The 15,792-nt window shown below is 74.1% G+C and carries 14 protein-coding genes and 1 pseudogene; 4 read left to right on the forward strand and 11 right to left on the reverse strand.

The window, feature by feature from the left end; all coding sequences use genetic code 11:
* Window positions 1–107: 107 nt before the first annotated feature.
* From ACN263_RS23255 to ACN263_RS23270, 4 genes and pseudogenes are all read right to left on the reverse strand, one after another.
* Window positions 108–524, reverse strand: coding sequence for a hypothetical protein (locus ACN263_RS23255; RefSeq protein ID WP_422736460.1), 417 nt, complete (start codon window positions 522–524; stop codon window positions 108–110).
* The gene (holA, locus tag ACN263_RS23260) at window positions 521–1,501 is read right to left on the reverse strand and encodes a DNA polymerase III subunit delta (protein WP_422736461.1); all 981 of its coding nucleotides are present in this window, start codon (window positions 1,499–1,501) and stop codon (window positions 521–523) included. The genes ACN263_RS23255 and holA overlap by 4 nt, the downstream gene beginning before the upstream one ends.
* Before the next feature lie 182 nt (window positions 1,502–1,683).
* Window positions 1,684–4,041: pseudogene (locus ACN263_RS23265) on the reverse strand (ComEC/Rec2 family competence protein); the annotation flags it as partial.
* On the reverse strand, window positions 4,038–4,856 hold the full coding sequence (locus ACN263_RS23270; protein ID WP_422736462.1) for a helix-hairpin-helix domain-containing protein: 819 nt from the start codon (window positions 4,854–4,856) through the stop codon (window positions 4,038–4,040). The pseudogene ACN263_RS23265 and the gene ACN263_RS23270, both read right to left, overlap by 4 nt.
* A gap of 216 nt (window positions 4,857–5,072) precedes the next feature.
* Here ACN263_RS23270 and ACN263_RS23275 point away from each other — a divergent pair, with 216 nt between their 5' ends.
* Window positions 5,073–6,551 (forward strand): arabinofuranosidase catalytic domain-containing protein, encoded by a 1,479-nt coding sequence (locus ACN263_RS23275; RefSeq protein WP_422736463.1) that lies wholly within the window; start codon window positions 5,073–5,075, stop codon window positions 6,549–6,551.
* Window positions 6,552–6,602: 51 nt separating this feature from the next.
* Here the strand turns inward: ACN263_RS23275 and ACN263_RS23280 are convergent, their stop codons facing one another.
* The 5 genes from ACN263_RS23280 to nadD all read right to left on the reverse strand — a co-directional run bounded on the left by ACN263_RS23280 (window position 6,603) and on the right by nadD (window position 10,046).
* Window positions 6,603–7,415, reverse strand: coding sequence for an SDR family NAD(P)-dependent oxidoreductase (locus tag ACN263_RS23280; RefSeq protein WP_422736464.1), 813 nt, complete (start codon window positions 7,413–7,415; stop codon window positions 6,603–6,605).
* Complete coding sequence (locus tag ACN263_RS23285; RefSeq protein ID WP_422736465.1) at window positions 7,382–8,236, reverse strand: DegV family protein; 855 nt, start codon at window positions 8,234–8,236, stop codon at window positions 7,382–7,384. Before ACN263_RS23285 ends, ACN263_RS23280 begins: the two co-directional genes overlap by 34 nt.
* 69 nt (window positions 8,237–8,305) lie before the next feature.
* A complete protein-coding gene (locus ACN263_RS23290) occupies window positions 8,306–8,935 on the reverse strand; it encodes a histidine phosphatase family protein (protein WP_422736466.1) in 630 nt (209 codons plus the stop codon).
* Window positions 8,932–9,339 carry a ribosome silencing factor gene (gene rsfS, locus ACN263_RS23295; protein ID WP_053656062.1) on the reverse strand — a complete coding sequence of 136 codons (408 nt, stop codon included), beginning with the start codon at window positions 9,337–9,339 and terminating at the stop codon, window positions 8,932–8,934. Before rsfS ends, ACN263_RS23290 begins: the two co-directional genes overlap by 4 nt.
* Before the next feature lie 110 nt (window positions 9,340–9,449).
* Complete coding sequence (nadD, locus tag ACN263_RS23300; protein ID WP_422736467.1) at window positions 9,450–10,046, reverse strand: nicotinate-nucleotide adenylyltransferase; 597 nt, start codon at window positions 10,044–10,046, stop codon at window positions 9,450–9,452.
* A 106-nt stretch (window positions 10,047–10,152) separates the two neighbouring features.
* Here nadD and ACN263_RS23305 point away from each other — a divergent pair, with 106 nt between their 5' ends.
* Together ACN263_RS23305 and ACN263_RS23310 are read left to right on the forward strand one after the other, a co-directional pair.
* A complete protein-coding gene (locus ACN263_RS23305) occupies window positions 10,153–10,809 on the forward strand; it encodes a PadR family transcriptional regulator (RefSeq protein ID WP_422736468.1) in 657 nt (218 codons plus the stop codon).
* Window positions 10,810–10,969: 160 nt separating this feature from the next.
* Complete coding sequence (locus tag ACN263_RS23310) at window positions 10,970–12,184, forward strand: FAD-dependent monooxygenase (protein ID WP_422736469.1); 1,215 nt, start codon at window positions 10,970–10,972, stop codon at window positions 12,182–12,184.
* A 98-nt stretch (window positions 12,185–12,282) separates the two neighbouring features.
* Here ACN263_RS23310 and pepN read toward each other — a convergent pair whose 3' ends face one another.
* A complete protein-coding gene (gene pepN / locus ACN263_RS23315; protein WP_422736470.1) occupies window positions 12,283–14,799 on the reverse strand; it encodes an aminopeptidase N in 2,517 nt (838 codons plus the stop codon).
* A gap of 68 nt (window positions 14,800–14,867) precedes the next feature.
* On the opposite strand from pepN, the gene ACN263_RS23320 reads away from it, so the two are divergent.
* Window positions 14,868–15,086: a DUF397 domain-containing protein gene (locus tag ACN263_RS23320; protein WP_007464035.1), complete on the forward strand. Its 219-nt coding sequence runs from the start codon at window positions 14,868–14,870 to the stop codon at window positions 15,084–15,086.
* Window positions 15,087–15,179: 93 nt separating this feature from the next.
* Here the strand turns inward: ACN263_RS23320 and ACN263_RS23325 are convergent, their stop codons facing one another.
* A complete protein-coding gene (locus tag ACN263_RS23325; RefSeq protein ID WP_422736471.1) occupies window positions 15,180–15,578 on the reverse strand; it encodes a hypothetical protein in 399 nt (132 codons plus the stop codon).
* Window positions 15,579–15,792 lie beyond the last annotated feature (214 nt).

Raw genomic sequence — 15,792 nt, forward strand, 5'->3', positions numbered from 1 at the left:
CGGGCCCGGCGGTCGGCACGGCCCGGGCCCGGCGGTCGGCACGGCCCGGGCCCGGCGGTCGGCACGGCCCGGGCCCGGCGGTCGGCACGGCCCGGGCCCGGCGGTCGTCAGTCCAGCGGGTCCCGACGACGCCGGGGCCGCACCGGATCGGTCGTGACCACCACCGGGGTCACGGCGCCCCACTCGACGCGGGCCCGGCCGACCACCGGCTCCATCTGCCGCCGGAAGCGGTCCCGCTCCTGCTCGGGTACGAGCGCGGCGGAACGGATCACCACCGCGGCCACCATGTCGTTGAGCTTGACCATCGCCGCCACGACCACGGGTAGCACCAGCACCGCCCACCAGGTGACCAGCTCCGCGAGGGCGAGCAGCACGGCCAGGGCGATGGTGCCCTCGAAGAACAGGAAGCAGAGCACCCCACCGGGGTTGACGAACCGCAGGCCGAGGAGGCGGGCGTAGAGCGGCCGGTACCGCTCCTCGTCGGCGGACACGGTGGCCCACGCCGTACGGTTCGGCCCGGTCACCGGATGCTGCCCTGCCGGGCCGCCGCGACCGAGAAGACAGCCCGTTCCAGGGCGTACGCCCGGTCGTCCGAGCCCCCCTTGACGGCCGCGTTGCACTCCGCGGCGACCTGCATGGCCCGGACCAGACCTTCCGGGGTCCAGCCGCGCCCCTGTCGCTGCGCCCGCTCGATCTTCCACGCCGGCATCCCGAGGCTGCTGGCGAGCTGGTACGCGTTGCCCCGCCCGGCCGACGCCACCCGGGCCACGGTCCGTACCCCGTCGGCGAGGGCGTCGGCGATGGGCACCGGGTCGACACCGACGTGCAGGGCCCAGCGCAGCGCCTCCAGGGCGGCCGGCACGTCACCGACCATGGTGGCGTCGGCCACGGTGAAGCCGGTCACCTCGACGCGCCCCCGGTAGTAACGGGAGACCGTCTCGGCGCTGATCCGCCCGTCGGTGTCGGCCATGAGCTGGGAACAGGCGGCGGCCAGCTCACGCAGGTCGTTGCCGACCGCCGCGATCAGCGCCTCGGCGGCGTCGTCGGCGCATCGACCACCGGCCCGGCGGATCTCGTCACGGACGAAGGCGACCCGATCGCGGTGACCCTTGAGCTTGGCCGCCGGGACCACCGTGGCGCCGGCCGACCGCAGCCCGTCGGCGAACGCCTTGCCCTTGGCGCCGCCCAGGTGCAGCACCAGGAGCTGTACCTCCGGGTCGGGATTCTTCGCGTACGCGAGCAGCGCGGCGACCAGGTCCTTGCGGGCGTCCTGGCCGGAGCGCAGGATGAGCAGCCGCCGGCCGCCGAACAGCGACGGGCTGAGCATCTCGGCGATCTCGCCGACGGTGAGCGCACCCGCCTGGTACTCGCGGACGTCCACCTCGGGGTCGGTGGCGCGGGCTCGTTCGACAGCTTCGGAGACCGCGCGCGTGGCGAGCAGCTCCTCGTCGCCGAGGACGAGCACAATGGGGGCGAGGCTGGCGGGGGTCACGTCGCCCATATTCGCACGGCCTGCGGCGGGTACGGGCCTGCTCATTCGTCGCCCGGTCAGCGCAGCCCGCACTTAGCGCAAATCCAGACATTTATCTCGGTTCACCATCCAATCCGCAAATCGATGGGATTTCGGGTCGAGTGCGCGCAATTTCCACGCGTCTCCAACGGTGGTGGCCGTCCCGGCGGTGCCCCTCGACGAGCCACCGCCAGCCCGTCGGTCGTCCGGATCGCCGCCACGTCGCCGTCGGTGTCGGTCCGCAGGACCCGGGCGCCGTTCCTGCTCAGCCGGGCCAGCAGCGCCGGATTCGGGTGCCCGTACGTGTTGCCCGTGCCGACCGGCACCAGCGCGACGGCCGGCCGTACGGCGGCCAGGAAGCCCTCGTCCTGGTACGCCGAGCCGTGGTGCGCGACCTTCAACACGTCCGCCCGGAGCTGCTCGGGCGGCGTCCGGGCCAGGACGGCGTGCTGCTCCTCGGTCTCGGCGTCGCCCGGCAGCAGGACCGAGACGCCGGCGACCGTGGCGCGCAGCACCAGCGAGTTGTTGTTCGGGTCCGAACGGGTGCCGCCCAGCGGGTACGGCGGACCCAGCACCAGCAACTCGACACCGCCGACCCGGTGACGTGCCCCGGCCGTGGCCTCCCGCATCGTGGCCCGGCCGGCGGCCGCCGCCGCGCGGACCGCCGCCCGGCCGCTCGCCGGCTCCGTCGCGGATGGGGTCAGCACGGCGCCCACCCGTCGCCCCCGGAACACCCCGGTCACTCCGCCCACGTGGTCGAGGTGGAAGTGGCTGACCACCAGCAGCGCCACCTCCCGGATGCCGAGCCGCCGCAGACAGCCGTCCACCGCGCCCGGCTCCGGCCCCGCGTCGACGAGCACCGCCCGGCCGGGCGCGACGGGCAGGACGAGGGCGTCACCCTGCCCCACGGCGCAGGCCACCACCACCCAGCCGGGCGGCGGCCAGCCGCTGGCCACGAACCGGACCCCGAGGGCGCCGACCAGGGCGGCGACGGCGACCACCGCCACCAACCGGCGTACCAGCGGTCGGCGTGCCGCCACCAGCAGCGCCACGGTCAGCCCGGCCAGCAACAGGGCACCCCGGACCCCGCCCGGCCACCCCAGGGTGCCGGCCGGGAGGCGGGCGCCGTGGCGGGCGATGACGACCAGCCACCAGGCCGGCCAGCTCGCCAGCCACGCGACGAACCCGGCCCCGGCCGGCCAGACCGGCGACAGCACGGCGGCCGTCACGCCCAGCACCGTCGCCGGTGCGATGGCCGGCACCGCCAGCAGGTTGGCCGGCACCGCCACCAGGCTGACCGTGCTCGAGATCCCCGCGACGACCGGTCCGCAGGCCACCTGGGCGGCCGCCGGCACCGCCAACGCCTCGGCCAACCCGGCCGGTACGCCCCGGCGGCGCAGCCCGTCCCGCCAGCGCGGCGCGAGCAGCAGCAACCCTCCGGTGGCCAGGACGGAGAGCGCGAACCCGGCGTCGCCGGCCAGTTCGGGGTCGACGAGCACCAGCACGGTGACGGCGGCGGCCAGCGCCGGCAGCGCGGCCCGGGGTCGGCCGACGGCCAACCCGACGAGCCCGATCGCCCCCATCGTGGCGGCCCGTACGACGCTCGGCGACGGACGTACCAGGATGACGAAGCCCACCAGCGCCACCCCGCAGAGCAGGCCGGCGAGCCATGGACCGGCGCGCGCCCAGCGGGCGACCAGCAGCACCGCGCCCACCACGATCGCGACGTTGCTGCCCGAGACGGCGTTCAGGTGCGTCATGCCGGTCGCCCGGAAGTCCTCCTCGACGGCGGGCGGCAGGCGGCTGGTGTCCCCCACCACCAGCCCCGGAAGCAGGCCGCCCGGGTCGTCGGGCAGCGGCGCGCAGGACCGTTGCAGACCCGCGCGCAGGGTGCCGGCGGCGCGCTGCGCCCACGAGGGCGTACCCCGCCGCTCAGGTGGACCGGTGGTGGCGAGGACCGCCGCGGTGAGGTCGCCGCCGCGCGGCACGCCGAGCCGCCCCTCGGCGGTCAGCCGCTGCCCCGGCAACAGCCCGCGCCAGGCCGGGTCGGTGGCGAGGACCAGCACCCGCACCGACGCCCGGAGCCGCTGGCCGTCCGGACCGGTCAGCCGGATCAGCTCGCCCGACACCAGCAGCATGCCGGGACGCCCGGCGGAGCGGATCGGGCGCGGATCGTCCCGCACGACGAGGTCGGCGGTGACCGGGGCACGCTGCTCGGCCAGTGCGCGGACCGGCGGCGCGTCCCGGACGAGCAGCCGGGCGGAGGTCGCCGCCGCACCGCAGAGCACGCCGAGGCCGACCGCGACGACGATCCAGCCGTACCGGCCGGCGAGCGCCCCGGGGCGACCGAGCCGGCCGAGCAGGCGCAGGGTGCACAGCGCCGTCGACACGGCCGCCCCGGCCGCCACGAGCAGCAGCGGTCGGGGGCCGAGGTGCAGGCCGGTGAGCGCGGTGAGCCAGGCGGCCACGGCCAGCCCGGCGAGCCGGAGATCCGGTGGCGGCGGGTCACCGACGACGGGTGCGCCGGTCACACCGTCACCAGGTCCTTGAGCTGCTCGTACCGCGCGTCGCCGATCCCGTCGACGTGGCGCAGGTCGCCGACGGCCGCGAACCCGCCGTGCTGGTCCCGGTAGGCGAGGATGCGCTGGGCGAGCACCGGCCCCACCCCTGGCAACGCGTCGAGCTGGGTGAGGGTGGCGGTGTTGAGGTTCAGCACCGCGCCGGGGGCCGGCGCTCCACCGGCAGCGGGACCGGCCGCGGGGCCCGGTGCCGGTGGCGGCGTCACCCCGACGACGATCAACTCACCGTCGGTGACCTTGCGGGCGGGGTTGAGCAGCGCCACGTCGACGCCGGGCAGCGGGCCACCGGCCTCGGACAGGGCGTCGGCGACCCGGGCCCCGGCCGGTACGCGGACCAGGCCCGGTTTGCGTACCTTGCCGGCGACCGCCACCACCAGCTCGCCGGACGCCGTCGCGCTGGCCGACCCGGCCACGACGGCCGAGGTGGTCACGCCGAGCGGTGGGGTGAGCGGTTCCGCGTGCGGTCGGGACCGCCAGGCCCAGCCGGCGGCGGCCAGCACCACCACGAGGGCCACGGCCGCCAACGCCCGCACACCGCGTCTGCCGGGGTCGAACGCTCCGGGGCCGGGCAGCCGTGCCGCACCGCCGCCGAGACCGGCGGGCCCGTCGGCCGCCGACGGACCACCGTCCGACGACGTCGGCGACACACCGCTGCCCGACGACGTCGGCGACACACCGCTGCCCGACGAAGTGGGCGGCGGGCCACCCGTCGCGGCCGTCAGCCGGCGCAGACGCTGCCGTACCGCTGTCTCCTCGTCCTCTGCCACGCCGCGACGCTAGGACGCCGGACGCCACGACGGGTGCGTCGCGGCGCCGGCCTGTGGACAGTCGACGCCTCTGTGGACAACGCCCTGATCATGCTCGTGTCTGCTACGGCGCGAGGACCGCCGGGAGGTAGCGCGCATTCATGGACGGGGATTAATGTTAGCGCTATCACGCGTGACATCACCCCCACCACCACCGCCGCACCGCAAGGGGAATCCATGGACGTGAAGACAAGGCTGCGCCGTCTGCTGGCCGCGGCGGGGACCCTGCTGGTCCTCGTCGCCGGCGCCGGCGTCTATCTGGTCACGGAGACGCCCGGCGTCGCCCGGGCGGCCGGCACCGGCCCGTGCGACATCTACGCCGCCGGCGGCACGCCGTGCGTCGCCGCGCACAGCACCACCCGAGCCCTGTACGGCGCGTACAACGGCCCGCTCTACCAGGTCCGCAGATCGTCGGACAACACCACCCGTGACGTCGGCGTACTCAGCGCGGGTGGCGTCGCCAACGCGGCCACCCAGGACACCTTCTGCGCCAACACGAGCTGCGTGATCACGGTCATCTACGACCAGTCCGGCCGCAACAACCGCCTGACCCAGGCACCTCCGGGCGGCTTCACCGGCCCGGCGCCCGGCGGGTACGACAACCTCGCCGACGCGAAGGCAGCACCGGTCACCATCAGCGGCCAGAAGGCGTACGGCGTCTACATCGCCCCCGGCACCGGCTACCGCAACAACAACACCAACGGCGTCGCGACCGGCGACCAGCCCGAGGGCATCTACGCCGTCGTCGACGGCACGCACTACAACCAGTGGTGCTGCTTCGACTACGGCAACGCGCAGACAAACGTGCAGGCCGACGAACGCGCCATCATGGAGACGGTCTACTTCGGCGCGAACAAGCAGTGGGGCTACGGCGCGGGAGCGGGTCCCTGGATCATGGCCGACCTGGAGTGGGGCCTTTTCTCCGGCGTGAACGCGGGCTACAACAACATCGCGTCCATCAACCACCGCTTCGTGACGGCCATCGTCAAGGGCGAGCCGAACCACTGGGCGATCCGCGGCGGCAACGCGCAGTCCGGTGGTCTGACCACCTACTTCGACGGTCGCCGGCCCAACGGCTACAACCCGATGAAGAAGGAGGGGGCCATCCTCCTCGGCATCGGCGGCGACAACAGCATCACCGGTCGCGGCACCTTCTTCGAGGGTGTGTTGACCTCCGGCTACCCGTCGGCCGCCACCGAGGATGCCGTCCAGGCCAACATCGCCGCTGCCGCCTACACGCCGGCCAGCGGCGGCAACCCGCAGCAGAACGCCCAGATGGTGGGCGCGCAGTCGGGTCGCTGCGTCGACGTGCCGAACGGCACCACCACCAACGGCACCCAGGTGCAACTGTGGGACTGCATCAGCAACAGCACCGCGCAACGCTGGACCTACACGGCCGGCAAGCAGCTCCAGGTGTACGGCAACAAGTGCCTCGACGCCAACGGCCAGGGCACCGCGAACGGCACCCAGGTCATCATCTGGGACTGCCACGGCGGCACGAACCAGCAGTGGAACGTCAATGCCAACGGCACGGTGACCGGCGTCCAGTCCGGGCTCTGCCTGGACGCCAACGGCGCCGCCACCGCCAACGGCACGAAACTCATCCTCTGGGCCTGCAACGGGCAACAGAACCAGCAGTGGTCCCTGCGTAGCTGAGCGGGCAGCCGTCGGGCCGCCTCCCGATGGAGGCGGCCCGACGGCACCGGATCAGCGGGCCTCCGGGTCGAGGCCGAGCACCGCCCGTCCCCCGTCCACCGGCAGGGTCACCCCGTTGACGAAGCTCGCGGCCGACGACAGCAGGTACGCGACCGCCTCCGCCACCTCGTCGGCACGCCCGATCCGGCCCACCGGGTGCAGCCGGGCCAGCTCGGCGTCGATCCACTCGGCCCGGGCGGGCTCCTGCGCGGCCAGGAACTCGGCGTGCCGCTCGGTGGCGATCGAGCCGAGCGCGACGGCGTTGGCGCGGATGCCGTGCCGCCCGTACTCGACGGCCAGCGCCCGGGTCAGTCCCTCCACGGCGGCCTTTGCCGTGGCGTACGGCAGGGCACCCGGCACCGGCCGACGGGCCTGGTGCGACGAGACGTTCACGATGGCGCCGCCGGTGCCGGCGGCCAGGAACCGGCGTACCGCCACGGCGGCGCCCACCACGGCCGGGCGCAGGTTCAGCCCGATCAGGTCCAGCACGGTGTCGGCCGACGCGGTGTGCAGGTCCGCGTCCCGGAAGACCGCCGCGTTGTTCACCCAGCCGGTGAGCGGGGCGACGCGTTCGGCCACCTCGGCGGCGTGCGCGGCCACCCGCTCGTCACCGGCGTCACCGACCACCGCACGCAGCCGGTCGACGGCCGGATGTCCGGCGAGCCAGTCCACCGCCTCGGCGTCGCGTTCCACCACGACGACCGTGACGCCGGCCGTAGCCAGCCGGTGCGTCACGGCCCGGCCGACGCCACGGCCGCCACCGGTCACCACGCACGCGCCGGCCACTCCGGTCAGCTCCGGGGCCGACGGTGCACCACCACGCACGCCAGGCCCGGCCCGGCGTGCGCGGCGACGACCGCCCCCGCCTCGGAGACGTACGTGTCGCGCACCCGTTCGCTCAGCCGGGTGGTGAGCGCGGCGAGCAGCGCCTCGGCGCGCTGCGGCGCGGCCAGGTGGTGGACGCCGAGGTCGACGTCGTCGTCGCCGGCCGCCTCGACGGCCAGGTCGACGAGCCGGGCGACTCCCCGGCTGGCGGTACGCACCTTCTCGCGCAGCACGATAGCGCCGTCCGGCATGTGCATGATCGGCTTGACCGACAGGGCGGTGCCGAGCAGCGCCTCGGCGGCGTTGATCCGGCCGCCCCGGCGCAGGAACTCCAGCGTGTCGACGTAGAACCAGACGGTGGTCCGGGCGACCGCGGCGAGCGCCGCGTCGCGTACGCCGGCCAGGTCCGCCCCGGCCTCGGCGGCGGTGGCGGCGGCGATGGCCGGGAAGCCGAGCCCCATGCCGGTGGAGCGACTGTCGACGACCTCGACCCGACCGCCGACCTCGACGGCGGCCAGTCGGGCCGCCTCGACGGTGCCGGACAGACCGGCGGACAGGTGCACCGAGACCACGCCGTCGGCGCCCTCGTCGAGAAGGCGGCGGTAGGTCCGGGCGAACTGTTCGGGCGCCGGGCGGGAGGTGCTGGCCGACACCCGCCGCCCGCTGAGCGCGCGGGTGGCGTCGGCGGGTTGGGTCTCCACCCCCTCCAGCCCTTCCGCGCCGTTGAGCACGACGGTCAGCGGGACGACGGTCAGCCGGTGCCGCCGCACCAGCTCGGGCGGGAGGTAGGCGGTGGAGTCGGTGACGACCGCGACGGGCATGCCCGGCACGCTAGCCGATCACGACGCGCTGCGCCGAGGTGCGCGCGGCGGCCCGGGTGGGATCGGCGCTCAGACCGCGTCGACGACGGCCGGGGCGGTGACGAGGCCGACGTTGTGCCCGCGGAGCTGCCAGCCCCGGACGTCGTCGTGCCGCACCTCGGTCCAGTGGCAGTTGGCCAGCGAGCCGATGGTGCGCAGCACCTCGGGAGGCCAGCCGAGCAGGTGGCCGACGCCCTGGCGGGAGGCGCCGCCGTGGGTGGCGAGGACCACCGTTCCGCCGGGTGTCGCGTCGGCCGCCGCCAGGAACGCGGCGGCGACCCGCTCACCGAGATCGTGCAGCGGCTCCAGATCCGCGCCCGGGGCCGGGTCGCCGGCCCGCCAGCGGGCGTACTCGCCGGGGAACCGCTCGGCGACCTCGGTGAGGTGCAGGCCCTGCCACCGGCCGAAGTGCCGTTCGCGCAGTCGGGCGTCGGTGCGTACCCCGAGCCCGGTCAGCGCGGCCAGCGCCGCAGCCGTCTCCGCGGCGCGGCCCAGGTCGCTGGAGACGATGGCGTCCGGACGCAGCGACGCGAGCAGCGGCGCGGCGGCGCGGGCCTGGTCGCGGCCCAGTTCGTTGAGGGGTACGTCGGTCTGCCCCTGGACGCGGTTCGCGGCGTTCCAGTCGGTGTTGCCGTGCCGCCAGACGATCAGCCGGGTCATTCGGCTGCGGCGGACCCGCTGGCGTCGGCCTCGACCAGGTCGCGGTCGACGAACGGGATGGTGGGGCAGTCCTTCCAGAGGCGGTCGAGCCCGTAGAACTCGCGCTCCTCGGTGTGCTGGACGTGCACCACGATGTCGACGTAGTCGAGCAGCACCCAGCGGCCACCGCGCTCACCCTCGCGGCGCACCGGCTTCGCCTTCTCCGGCAGCTCCAGCAGGCGCTCCTCGATGGCGTCGACGATGGCGAGCACCTGACGCTCGTTGGGGGCGGCGGCGAGCAGGAACGCGTCGGTGATGGCGAGCTGGTCGCCGACGTCGATGATCGCGATGTCCTGCGCCTTCTTGTCGGCGGCGGCCTGGGCGGCGGCGATCGCCAGCTCGTGCGCGCGTTCGGAAACTGTCACCGTTCTCCTTCGATCAGGCGTGCGATCCTCCAAGCGTCTCACACCCGGCGCGGTCCCGACCCGTCAGTTCTGGTCGGTTAGGCCCACGAACCGGCGCATACCGGGCGCAATCAGGGCTGATACAGGCGTCGCTTGGCGATGTACTGCACCACACCGTCGGGCACCAGGTACCAGACCGGCTCACCCCGGGCGACCCGGGCACGGCAGTCGGTCGACGAGATGGACATCGCGGGCACCTGGATCAGGCTGACCGTGTCCGCCGGAAGGTGCTTGTCGGTCAGCGCGAAACCGGGCCGGGTCACCCCGATGAAGTGGGCCAGCTCGAAGATCTCGTCGAGGTCCTTCCAGGACAGGATGCGTTGCAGCGCGTCCGCCCCGGTGATGAAGAAGAGCTGCACCTTGGGGCCGTACTCGGCCTGCAGGTCGCGCAACGTGTCGACCGTGTAGGTCGGACCGCTGCGGTCGATGTCGACCCGACTGACCTGGAAGCGGGGATTGGAGGCGGTGGCGATGACCGTCATGAGGTACCGGTCCTCGGCGGGGCTGACCGGCTCGTCGGCCTTCTGCCACGGCTGCCCGGTGGGGACGAAGACCACCTCGTCCAGGCCGAACCGGTCCGCCACCTCGCTGGCCGCGACGAGGTGCCCGTGGTGGATCGGGTCGAAGGTGCCACCCATGATCCCGATCCGCCGGATATCTTCCTCCACCCCGTGATCGTAGGCCGGACGTCCGAGCCGGTCGTGTCGGCCCGAGGGCTGGTGGCGCGGATACTCGCATGCGTATACTCGTCGACAAGTATTTGGGAGGTGCGTCATGCCGAAACGACGCAAGGTCGGCAACCTGCTGGCGCTGGCCGTGCTCTCCGCGCTCGTCCAGCGGCCGATGCACCCCTACGAGATGGCCAGCACGCTGCGCGCCTGGGGCAAGGACCAGGACATGGAGTTCAAGTGGGGCTCCTTCTACACGGTGATCCGCAACCTGGACAAACACCAGTTGATCGTCGCCGTGGAGAGCGTCCGCGAGGGCCGACGCCCGGAACGCACCGTCTACCGGATCACCGACGCGGGGCGGGCCGAGCTGGTCGACTGGGCACGCGAACTGGTCGGCACACCCATGCCGGAGCATCCCCGCTTCCGGGCCGGCCTCTCCGTACTCGCCGCCCTGCATCCCGACGAGGCCATCGACCTGCTCCGGCAGCGGCTCGACCGGCTGGACGACGCGCTCCGCCGCGACCGCGACACGCTCGACGCCCACCTGCGGGAGATCCCGCGCCTGTTCCTCGTGGAGAGCGAGTACGACCTGGCCATCCGGGACGCCGAGGCCACCTGGCTCCGCGCCCTGCTGGCCGAGCTGACCTCGGGCAGCTACCCGGGGCTGGACACCTGGCGGGCCTTCCACGAGACCGGCGAGATGCCGGCCGAACTGACCGAACTGGCCGCGAGGACCAGCGAGCCCGACACCGCCGACTGACTAAAAAGCTCCGGCGGGGTGCGCCAACACCCCGCCGGAGCCCTACCTCGAACCGACACCTGAGCAGGCACCCGGCCCGAAGCGGCAACCACGAGGATAACCGGGTTCCCTCCCAGGACGGTTCGTCCGCACCCACGCGACGACACCAGGGAGAAAGAGCATGACAACGGTACGAACCGCGCTCGTCATCGGCGGCGGCATCGCCGGGCCGGTGGCGGCCCTCGCGCTGCACCGCGCCGGCATCACCGCCACCGTCGCCGAGGCGTACCCGGCGACCGCCACCGGCGCGGGCGGCATCGGCGGCACCCTCGCGCTCGCGCCCAACGGCGTGGCCGCCCTGGGGGCGGTCGACGCGGACGAGGCGGTGACGGCGATCGCCACACCCATTCACCGCAGCGTCATGGCCGTCGGCGCCCGACGCATCGACCTGCCGACGCTGGCCGGGGTGCCGCCGCTGCGCGTGGTGCACCGGGCCGAACTGCACCGGGTGCTGCACGACCGGGCGGTCGCCGAGGGCGTCACCTTCACGTACGGCAGACGACTTGTCGACGTCACGCAGACCGACGACGGCGTGACCGCGCGCTTCGAGGACGGCACCACGGCGACCGCCGACGTCCTGGTCGGCGCGGACGGCATCCGGTCCACGGTCCGTGGCCTCATCGACCCGGCCGCGCCCGGCCCCCGGTTCACCGGCCTGCTCGGCTTCGAGGCGGTCGCCCGGCACCAGGTGGACGCCGAGGCCGGAACGATGACGTTCGCCTTCGGGCGACGCGGCTACTACCTGTACTGGCCGGAGCCGGGTGGCGGCACCCGCTGGGGCGCCAACCTGCCGGGGCAACGGCCGATGAGCCTCGTCGAGGCCCGTGCGGTGCCCGCGTCGCAATGGCTGGACACGTTGCGCGCCACCTACGGCGACGACGACCCGGGCCGGGAGCTGATGGCCACCAGCTCCGCCGACGATCTCCAGACGGTCGGCGCGTTGCAGATCATGCCGCCCGTGCCGCACTGGCACCGGGGCCGCATGGTGCTGGTCGGCGACGCCGCGCACGCGCCGTCGAACAGCTCCGGGCAGGGCGCGTCGCTGGCCATCGAGAGCGCGGTGCAGCTCGCCCGGTGCCTACGGGACCTGCCCGACGTGACGTCGGCGTTCGAGGCGTACGTGCGGCTGCGGCGTACCCGGGTCGAGAAGGTCGCCGCCCGCGCGGCGCGGATCAACCACGCCAAGGCCCCCGGACCGGTCGCCCGGACGCTGATGCCGCTGCTGATGCCGCTGCTGATGCGCACCGCGATGGACCCGGAGCGGACCATCGCGCACGAGCAGCGCTACGTCATCGACTTCGACGCCCCGGTCACGGCCGAGCCCGCACTTCGCTGAGCACGGGCGCGGGGTGACCGGCGGGCCACCCCGCGCCCGACCGCTCCGGGGGTGGCCGGCTCGGACTCGACCGGGCCGGCCACGCCACCCCGTCGACCTCAGGCCGAGGCGGCGGCCACCGCCGTGCGGGCCACGAGCGCCCGCCGCAGGTCGTCGTCGGCGTCGGTGACCACCCGCCGCAGGCCCGCCGTCAGGTCGTCGCGGGCCAGCAGCGCCGCGGCCGCCTCCCGGGTCGGCTGCGCCACGGCGTAGCGGGGAAACGCCAGCTTCGCCACCCGGTCGGCCGTCCAGGAGGTACGCCGACGAGCGGCGGCCGGCATCTCGGCGAAGTACCGCTGGACGTACCCGGCGGTCAGGTCGGCCTGCTCGGGCTGCCAGAACCCCTCGGCCGTCGCCTCCAGCAGTCGGTTGGACAGCTCGGCGTCGCGCACGATGATCTCCCAGGCCGCCTGCTTCGCGGCCGGGTCGCCCACGGCGGCCCGGCAGTACGCGGCCTGTTCCGCCCCGGCGGCACTGACGTCGGCCCGCGCCTCGGCGGCGATCTCCGCCTCGCCCGCCGCGCCCAGCACCACGAGCCGGCGCAGTACCGCCCAGCGCAGCTCCGCGTCGACGGCCAGCCCGGCCGGCACGTCCCGGCCGGCGAGCCACCCGACGAGCAGGTCGCTGTCGGTGGTCGCGGCGATCCAGCCGCGCGCGGCGGCGAGCTGCAGCGACTCCCCCGCCGGCGCGCCGTCGAGCAGACGCCGGCACGCCTCGGCGATCCGGGCCAGCGCCGCCGTCCGGGCCAACGGGTCGAGATACCGGTCCACCAGCGAACGGCTGAGGACCAGCACGTCCTCCGCGATGATCACCTCGGTCTCGGCGGGCAGCGCCGCGACCATCAGATCGACCAGGCCGCCGACCGGCCGTTCACCATCGGTCACCGCGTCCAGCGCCTCACCCCAGAGCACCGCCCGGGCCAACGGGTCGGTCAGGCCCGGCAGCACCAGCGCGACGGCGTCCGCCGACGCCGCGTCGAGGCGCACCTTGGCGTAGGTGAGGTCACCGTCGTTGGGCAGCAGCACCTGGGCCGCCGGCTCGCCGGTCAACGCGCCGAGCACGGTACGACCACCGTCGACGGCCGGATCGAGATCCACCTCCGTGCGCTGGACGGTGCCGTCCGCCGCGTACCGGCCCACGCCGATGCGGTGCGGACGCAGCACCGGGTGGGACTCGGGGGCGGTCTGCACCACGGCGACCTCGGTGTAGCGGCCGTCGGCGTCGACGCCGACCTCGGCCCGCAACGTGTTGACCTGCGGCCGACGCAGCCACAGCTCGGCCCAGCCGGACAGGTCCCGGCCGCTGGCGGCGGAGAGGCTGGCCAGCAGGTCGGCCAGGGTGGCGTTGCCGAAACGGTGCGCGGCGAAGTGCGCGTTCAGGCCGGCGAGGAAGGCCTCGTCGCCGAGCCAGGCGACCAGTTGCCGCAGCACGGCGGCGCCCTTGGCGTACGAGATGCCGTCGAAGTTGAGCAGCCCCTCGTCGGCGTCGGCCACCTCCTGCGGCGCGACCGGGTGGGTGGAGGGACGCTGGTCGGCCGCGTACCCCCAGGCCTTGCGGCGCATGGCGAACGTCGTCCACGCCTGGTCGAAGCGGGTCGCCTCGGCGGTGACCCGGTAGCCCAGGTACTCGGCGAAGGACTCGTTGAGCCACAGGTCGTCCCACCAGCGCATGGTGACCAGGTCACCGAACCACATGTGCGCCATCTCGTGGGCGATCGTGCTGGCCCGCAGCTCGCGCTGGCTGTCGGTGACCGCCGACCGGAACACGTACTCGTCGCGGAAGGTGACGATGCCCGGGTTCTCCATCGCGCCGGCGTTGAACTCCGGCACGAACGCCTGGTCGTACTTGCCGAACGGGTAGCGCTCGGTGAAGAGCTGGTGGAACCGGTCCAGGCACCGCCCGGTGATGTCGAAGATCTCCTCGGCGTCGGTGTCCAGGTGCTCGGCGAGCGACCGTCGACAGTAGATCGCCATCGGGATGCCGTCGTGCTCGGCCCGGCGCACGTGGTACGGCCCCGCGATCAGCGAGAAGAAGTACGTGGCCAGTGGCGCGGTCGGGGCGAACTCCCAGCGCCCGGGGGCCGGGTTGGCGGCCACCTCGGCGTTGCTGGAGACCGTCCACTCCGGCGGCGCGGTGACCGAGAGGGTGAACGGGGCCTTGAGGTCGGGCTGGTCGAACGCGGCGAAGATGCGCTGGACGTTGTCGAGGAACGTCACCGCGTAGAGGTAGGTCTCGCCGTCCGCCGGGTCGACGAAACGGTGCAGCCCCTCCCCGGTGTTGGAGTAGACCATCTCCGCCTCGACGACGAGGGTGTTCGTCGGGTCGAGGTCGGCCAGCGGCAGCCGGTTGTCGGTCAGGGTGGCGGGGTCGACGGGGCGGTCGTTGAGGCGTACCGAAAGCAGGTTTGCGGGCTTGACCTCGGCGAAGGTGGCGGCGCCGGCGGTCGCCCGGAACCGGATCTCGACGCGGGACCGGAACAGATCCCCGTCGCCGGTCAGGTCGAGGTCCACCTGATAGGACTCGACAGTAATCGCCACGCCACGCGCGGTCGCCTCTACACGGGTCAGGCTCGGCATCCGCTTATCCTGCCCGATGGGGATCGGCAGGCGGTCCCCACCTGGCTCCGGCAGTGGAGGAAAGAAGCATGGCGCAGCACCCCAAGGGCGATTTCGACCTCTCCCGAGCGGTTTGGCAACGGGCCGAGGGGGACACCTCCGAGAGCGCTGTCGAGGTCGCCTTCGTCGACGACCTGATCGGGATGCGCAACTCCGCCGAACCCGAGGGCCCGGTGCTGGTCTTCACCCAGGCCGAGTGGGACGCGTTCGTGGCCGGCGCGCAGGACGGCGAATTCGACCTGGACTGAGCCACCGGCGATCGTCGCCCGTGCCGGCGTCTTCGCGGCGAGGACGCCGGCACGGGCGACACCCGATGGGTCACACCGTGTGCGGAAGGACGCTCAACCGCGCTCGGGCCGGTCGCCGTCGCCCCAGCCCAGACCGCCCGGGCCCGGCGCGTGGTGGAAGCCGGGGTGGTCGGCGACGTCGACGCAGCGCTCGCCGTCCGGGCCGACCGCGCCGCAGAACAATCGGGCGGCCCGGTGCCAGGCGTCGGCCGGCGACAGGGCCGCCGCCCCGAGCGCCAACTCCGGGCGGAGCAGGCTCAACGCCTCCGCGTACGCCACCGCCTGCTCACGGGCGTCGACCGGGCCCGGCGCGGTGAAGCCGAGGTGCACGGTGAAGAACCGGCGCGGTCGTGCCGGCCGTCCGGGCGGGCCGATCAGCGGCCGGGCGGAGCGGCCCGCGCCCGGCGTCTCGACCGCCCGCCGCCGCCAGCGCGGTGACCTGTTGTCGTGCATGTCGCCCTCCCCGTGGTCGTGGACCGTCGGCCCGGCGGGGTCGCGCCCGTCGACCGGTGCTGCCGACCGGCGACGTCCCCACCGGCCAGCAAACCAGGTTCCGCCGCCCGTGGGAGGGGCCAGCGGACGTGCGGTGGACGCGGGGATTGCGCGGCGGCGACGGGGGTAGACGTGCCACGGCGGCGACGCGGGCCGCCGCCGGAACCTCGAGGAG

Origin of the sequence: Micromonospora sp. WMMD729 (genome assembly GCF_049315225.1) — a bacterium.
Classification (GTDB): Bacteria; Actinomycetota; Actinomycetes; order Mycobacteriales; family Micromonosporaceae; genus Micromonospora.

Coding starts and splice junctions, on each gene's coding strand:
- holA (WP_422736461.1), bottom strand. CDS start 1,501: ATGGGCGACGTGACCCCCGCCAGCCTCGCCCCCATTGTGCTCGTCCTC.
- ACN263_RS23275 (WP_422736463.1), top strand. CDS start 5,073: ATGGACGTGAAGACAAGGCTGCGCCGTCTGCTGGCCGCGGCGGGGACC.
- ACN263_RS23285 (WP_422736465.1), bottom strand. CDS start 8,236: ATGCCCGTCGCGGTCGTCACCGACTCCACCGCCTACCTCCCGCCCGAG.
- ACN263_RS23290 (WP_422736466.1), bottom strand. CDS start 8,935: ATGACCCGGCTGATCGTCTGGCGGCACGGCAACACCGACTGGAACGCC.
- ACN263_RS23305 (WP_422736468.1), top strand. CDS start 10,153: ATGCCGAAACGACGCAAGGTCGGCAACCTGCTGGCGCTGGCCGTGCTC.
- ACN263_RS23310 (WP_422736469.1), top strand. CDS start 10,970: ATGACAACGGTACGAACCGCGCTCGTCATCGGCGGCGGCATCGCCGGG.
- pepN (WP_422736470.1), bottom strand. CDS start 14,799: ATGCCGAGCCTGACCCGTGTAGAGGCGACCGCGCGTGGCGTGGCGATT.
- ACN263_RS23320 (WP_007464035.1), top strand. CDS start 14,868: ATGGCGCAGCACCCCAAGGGCGATTTCGACCTCTCCCGAGCGGTTTGG.
- ACN263_RS23325 (WP_422736471.1), bottom strand. CDS start 15,578: ATGCACGACAACAGGTCACCGCGCTGGCGGCGGCGGGCGGTCGAGACG.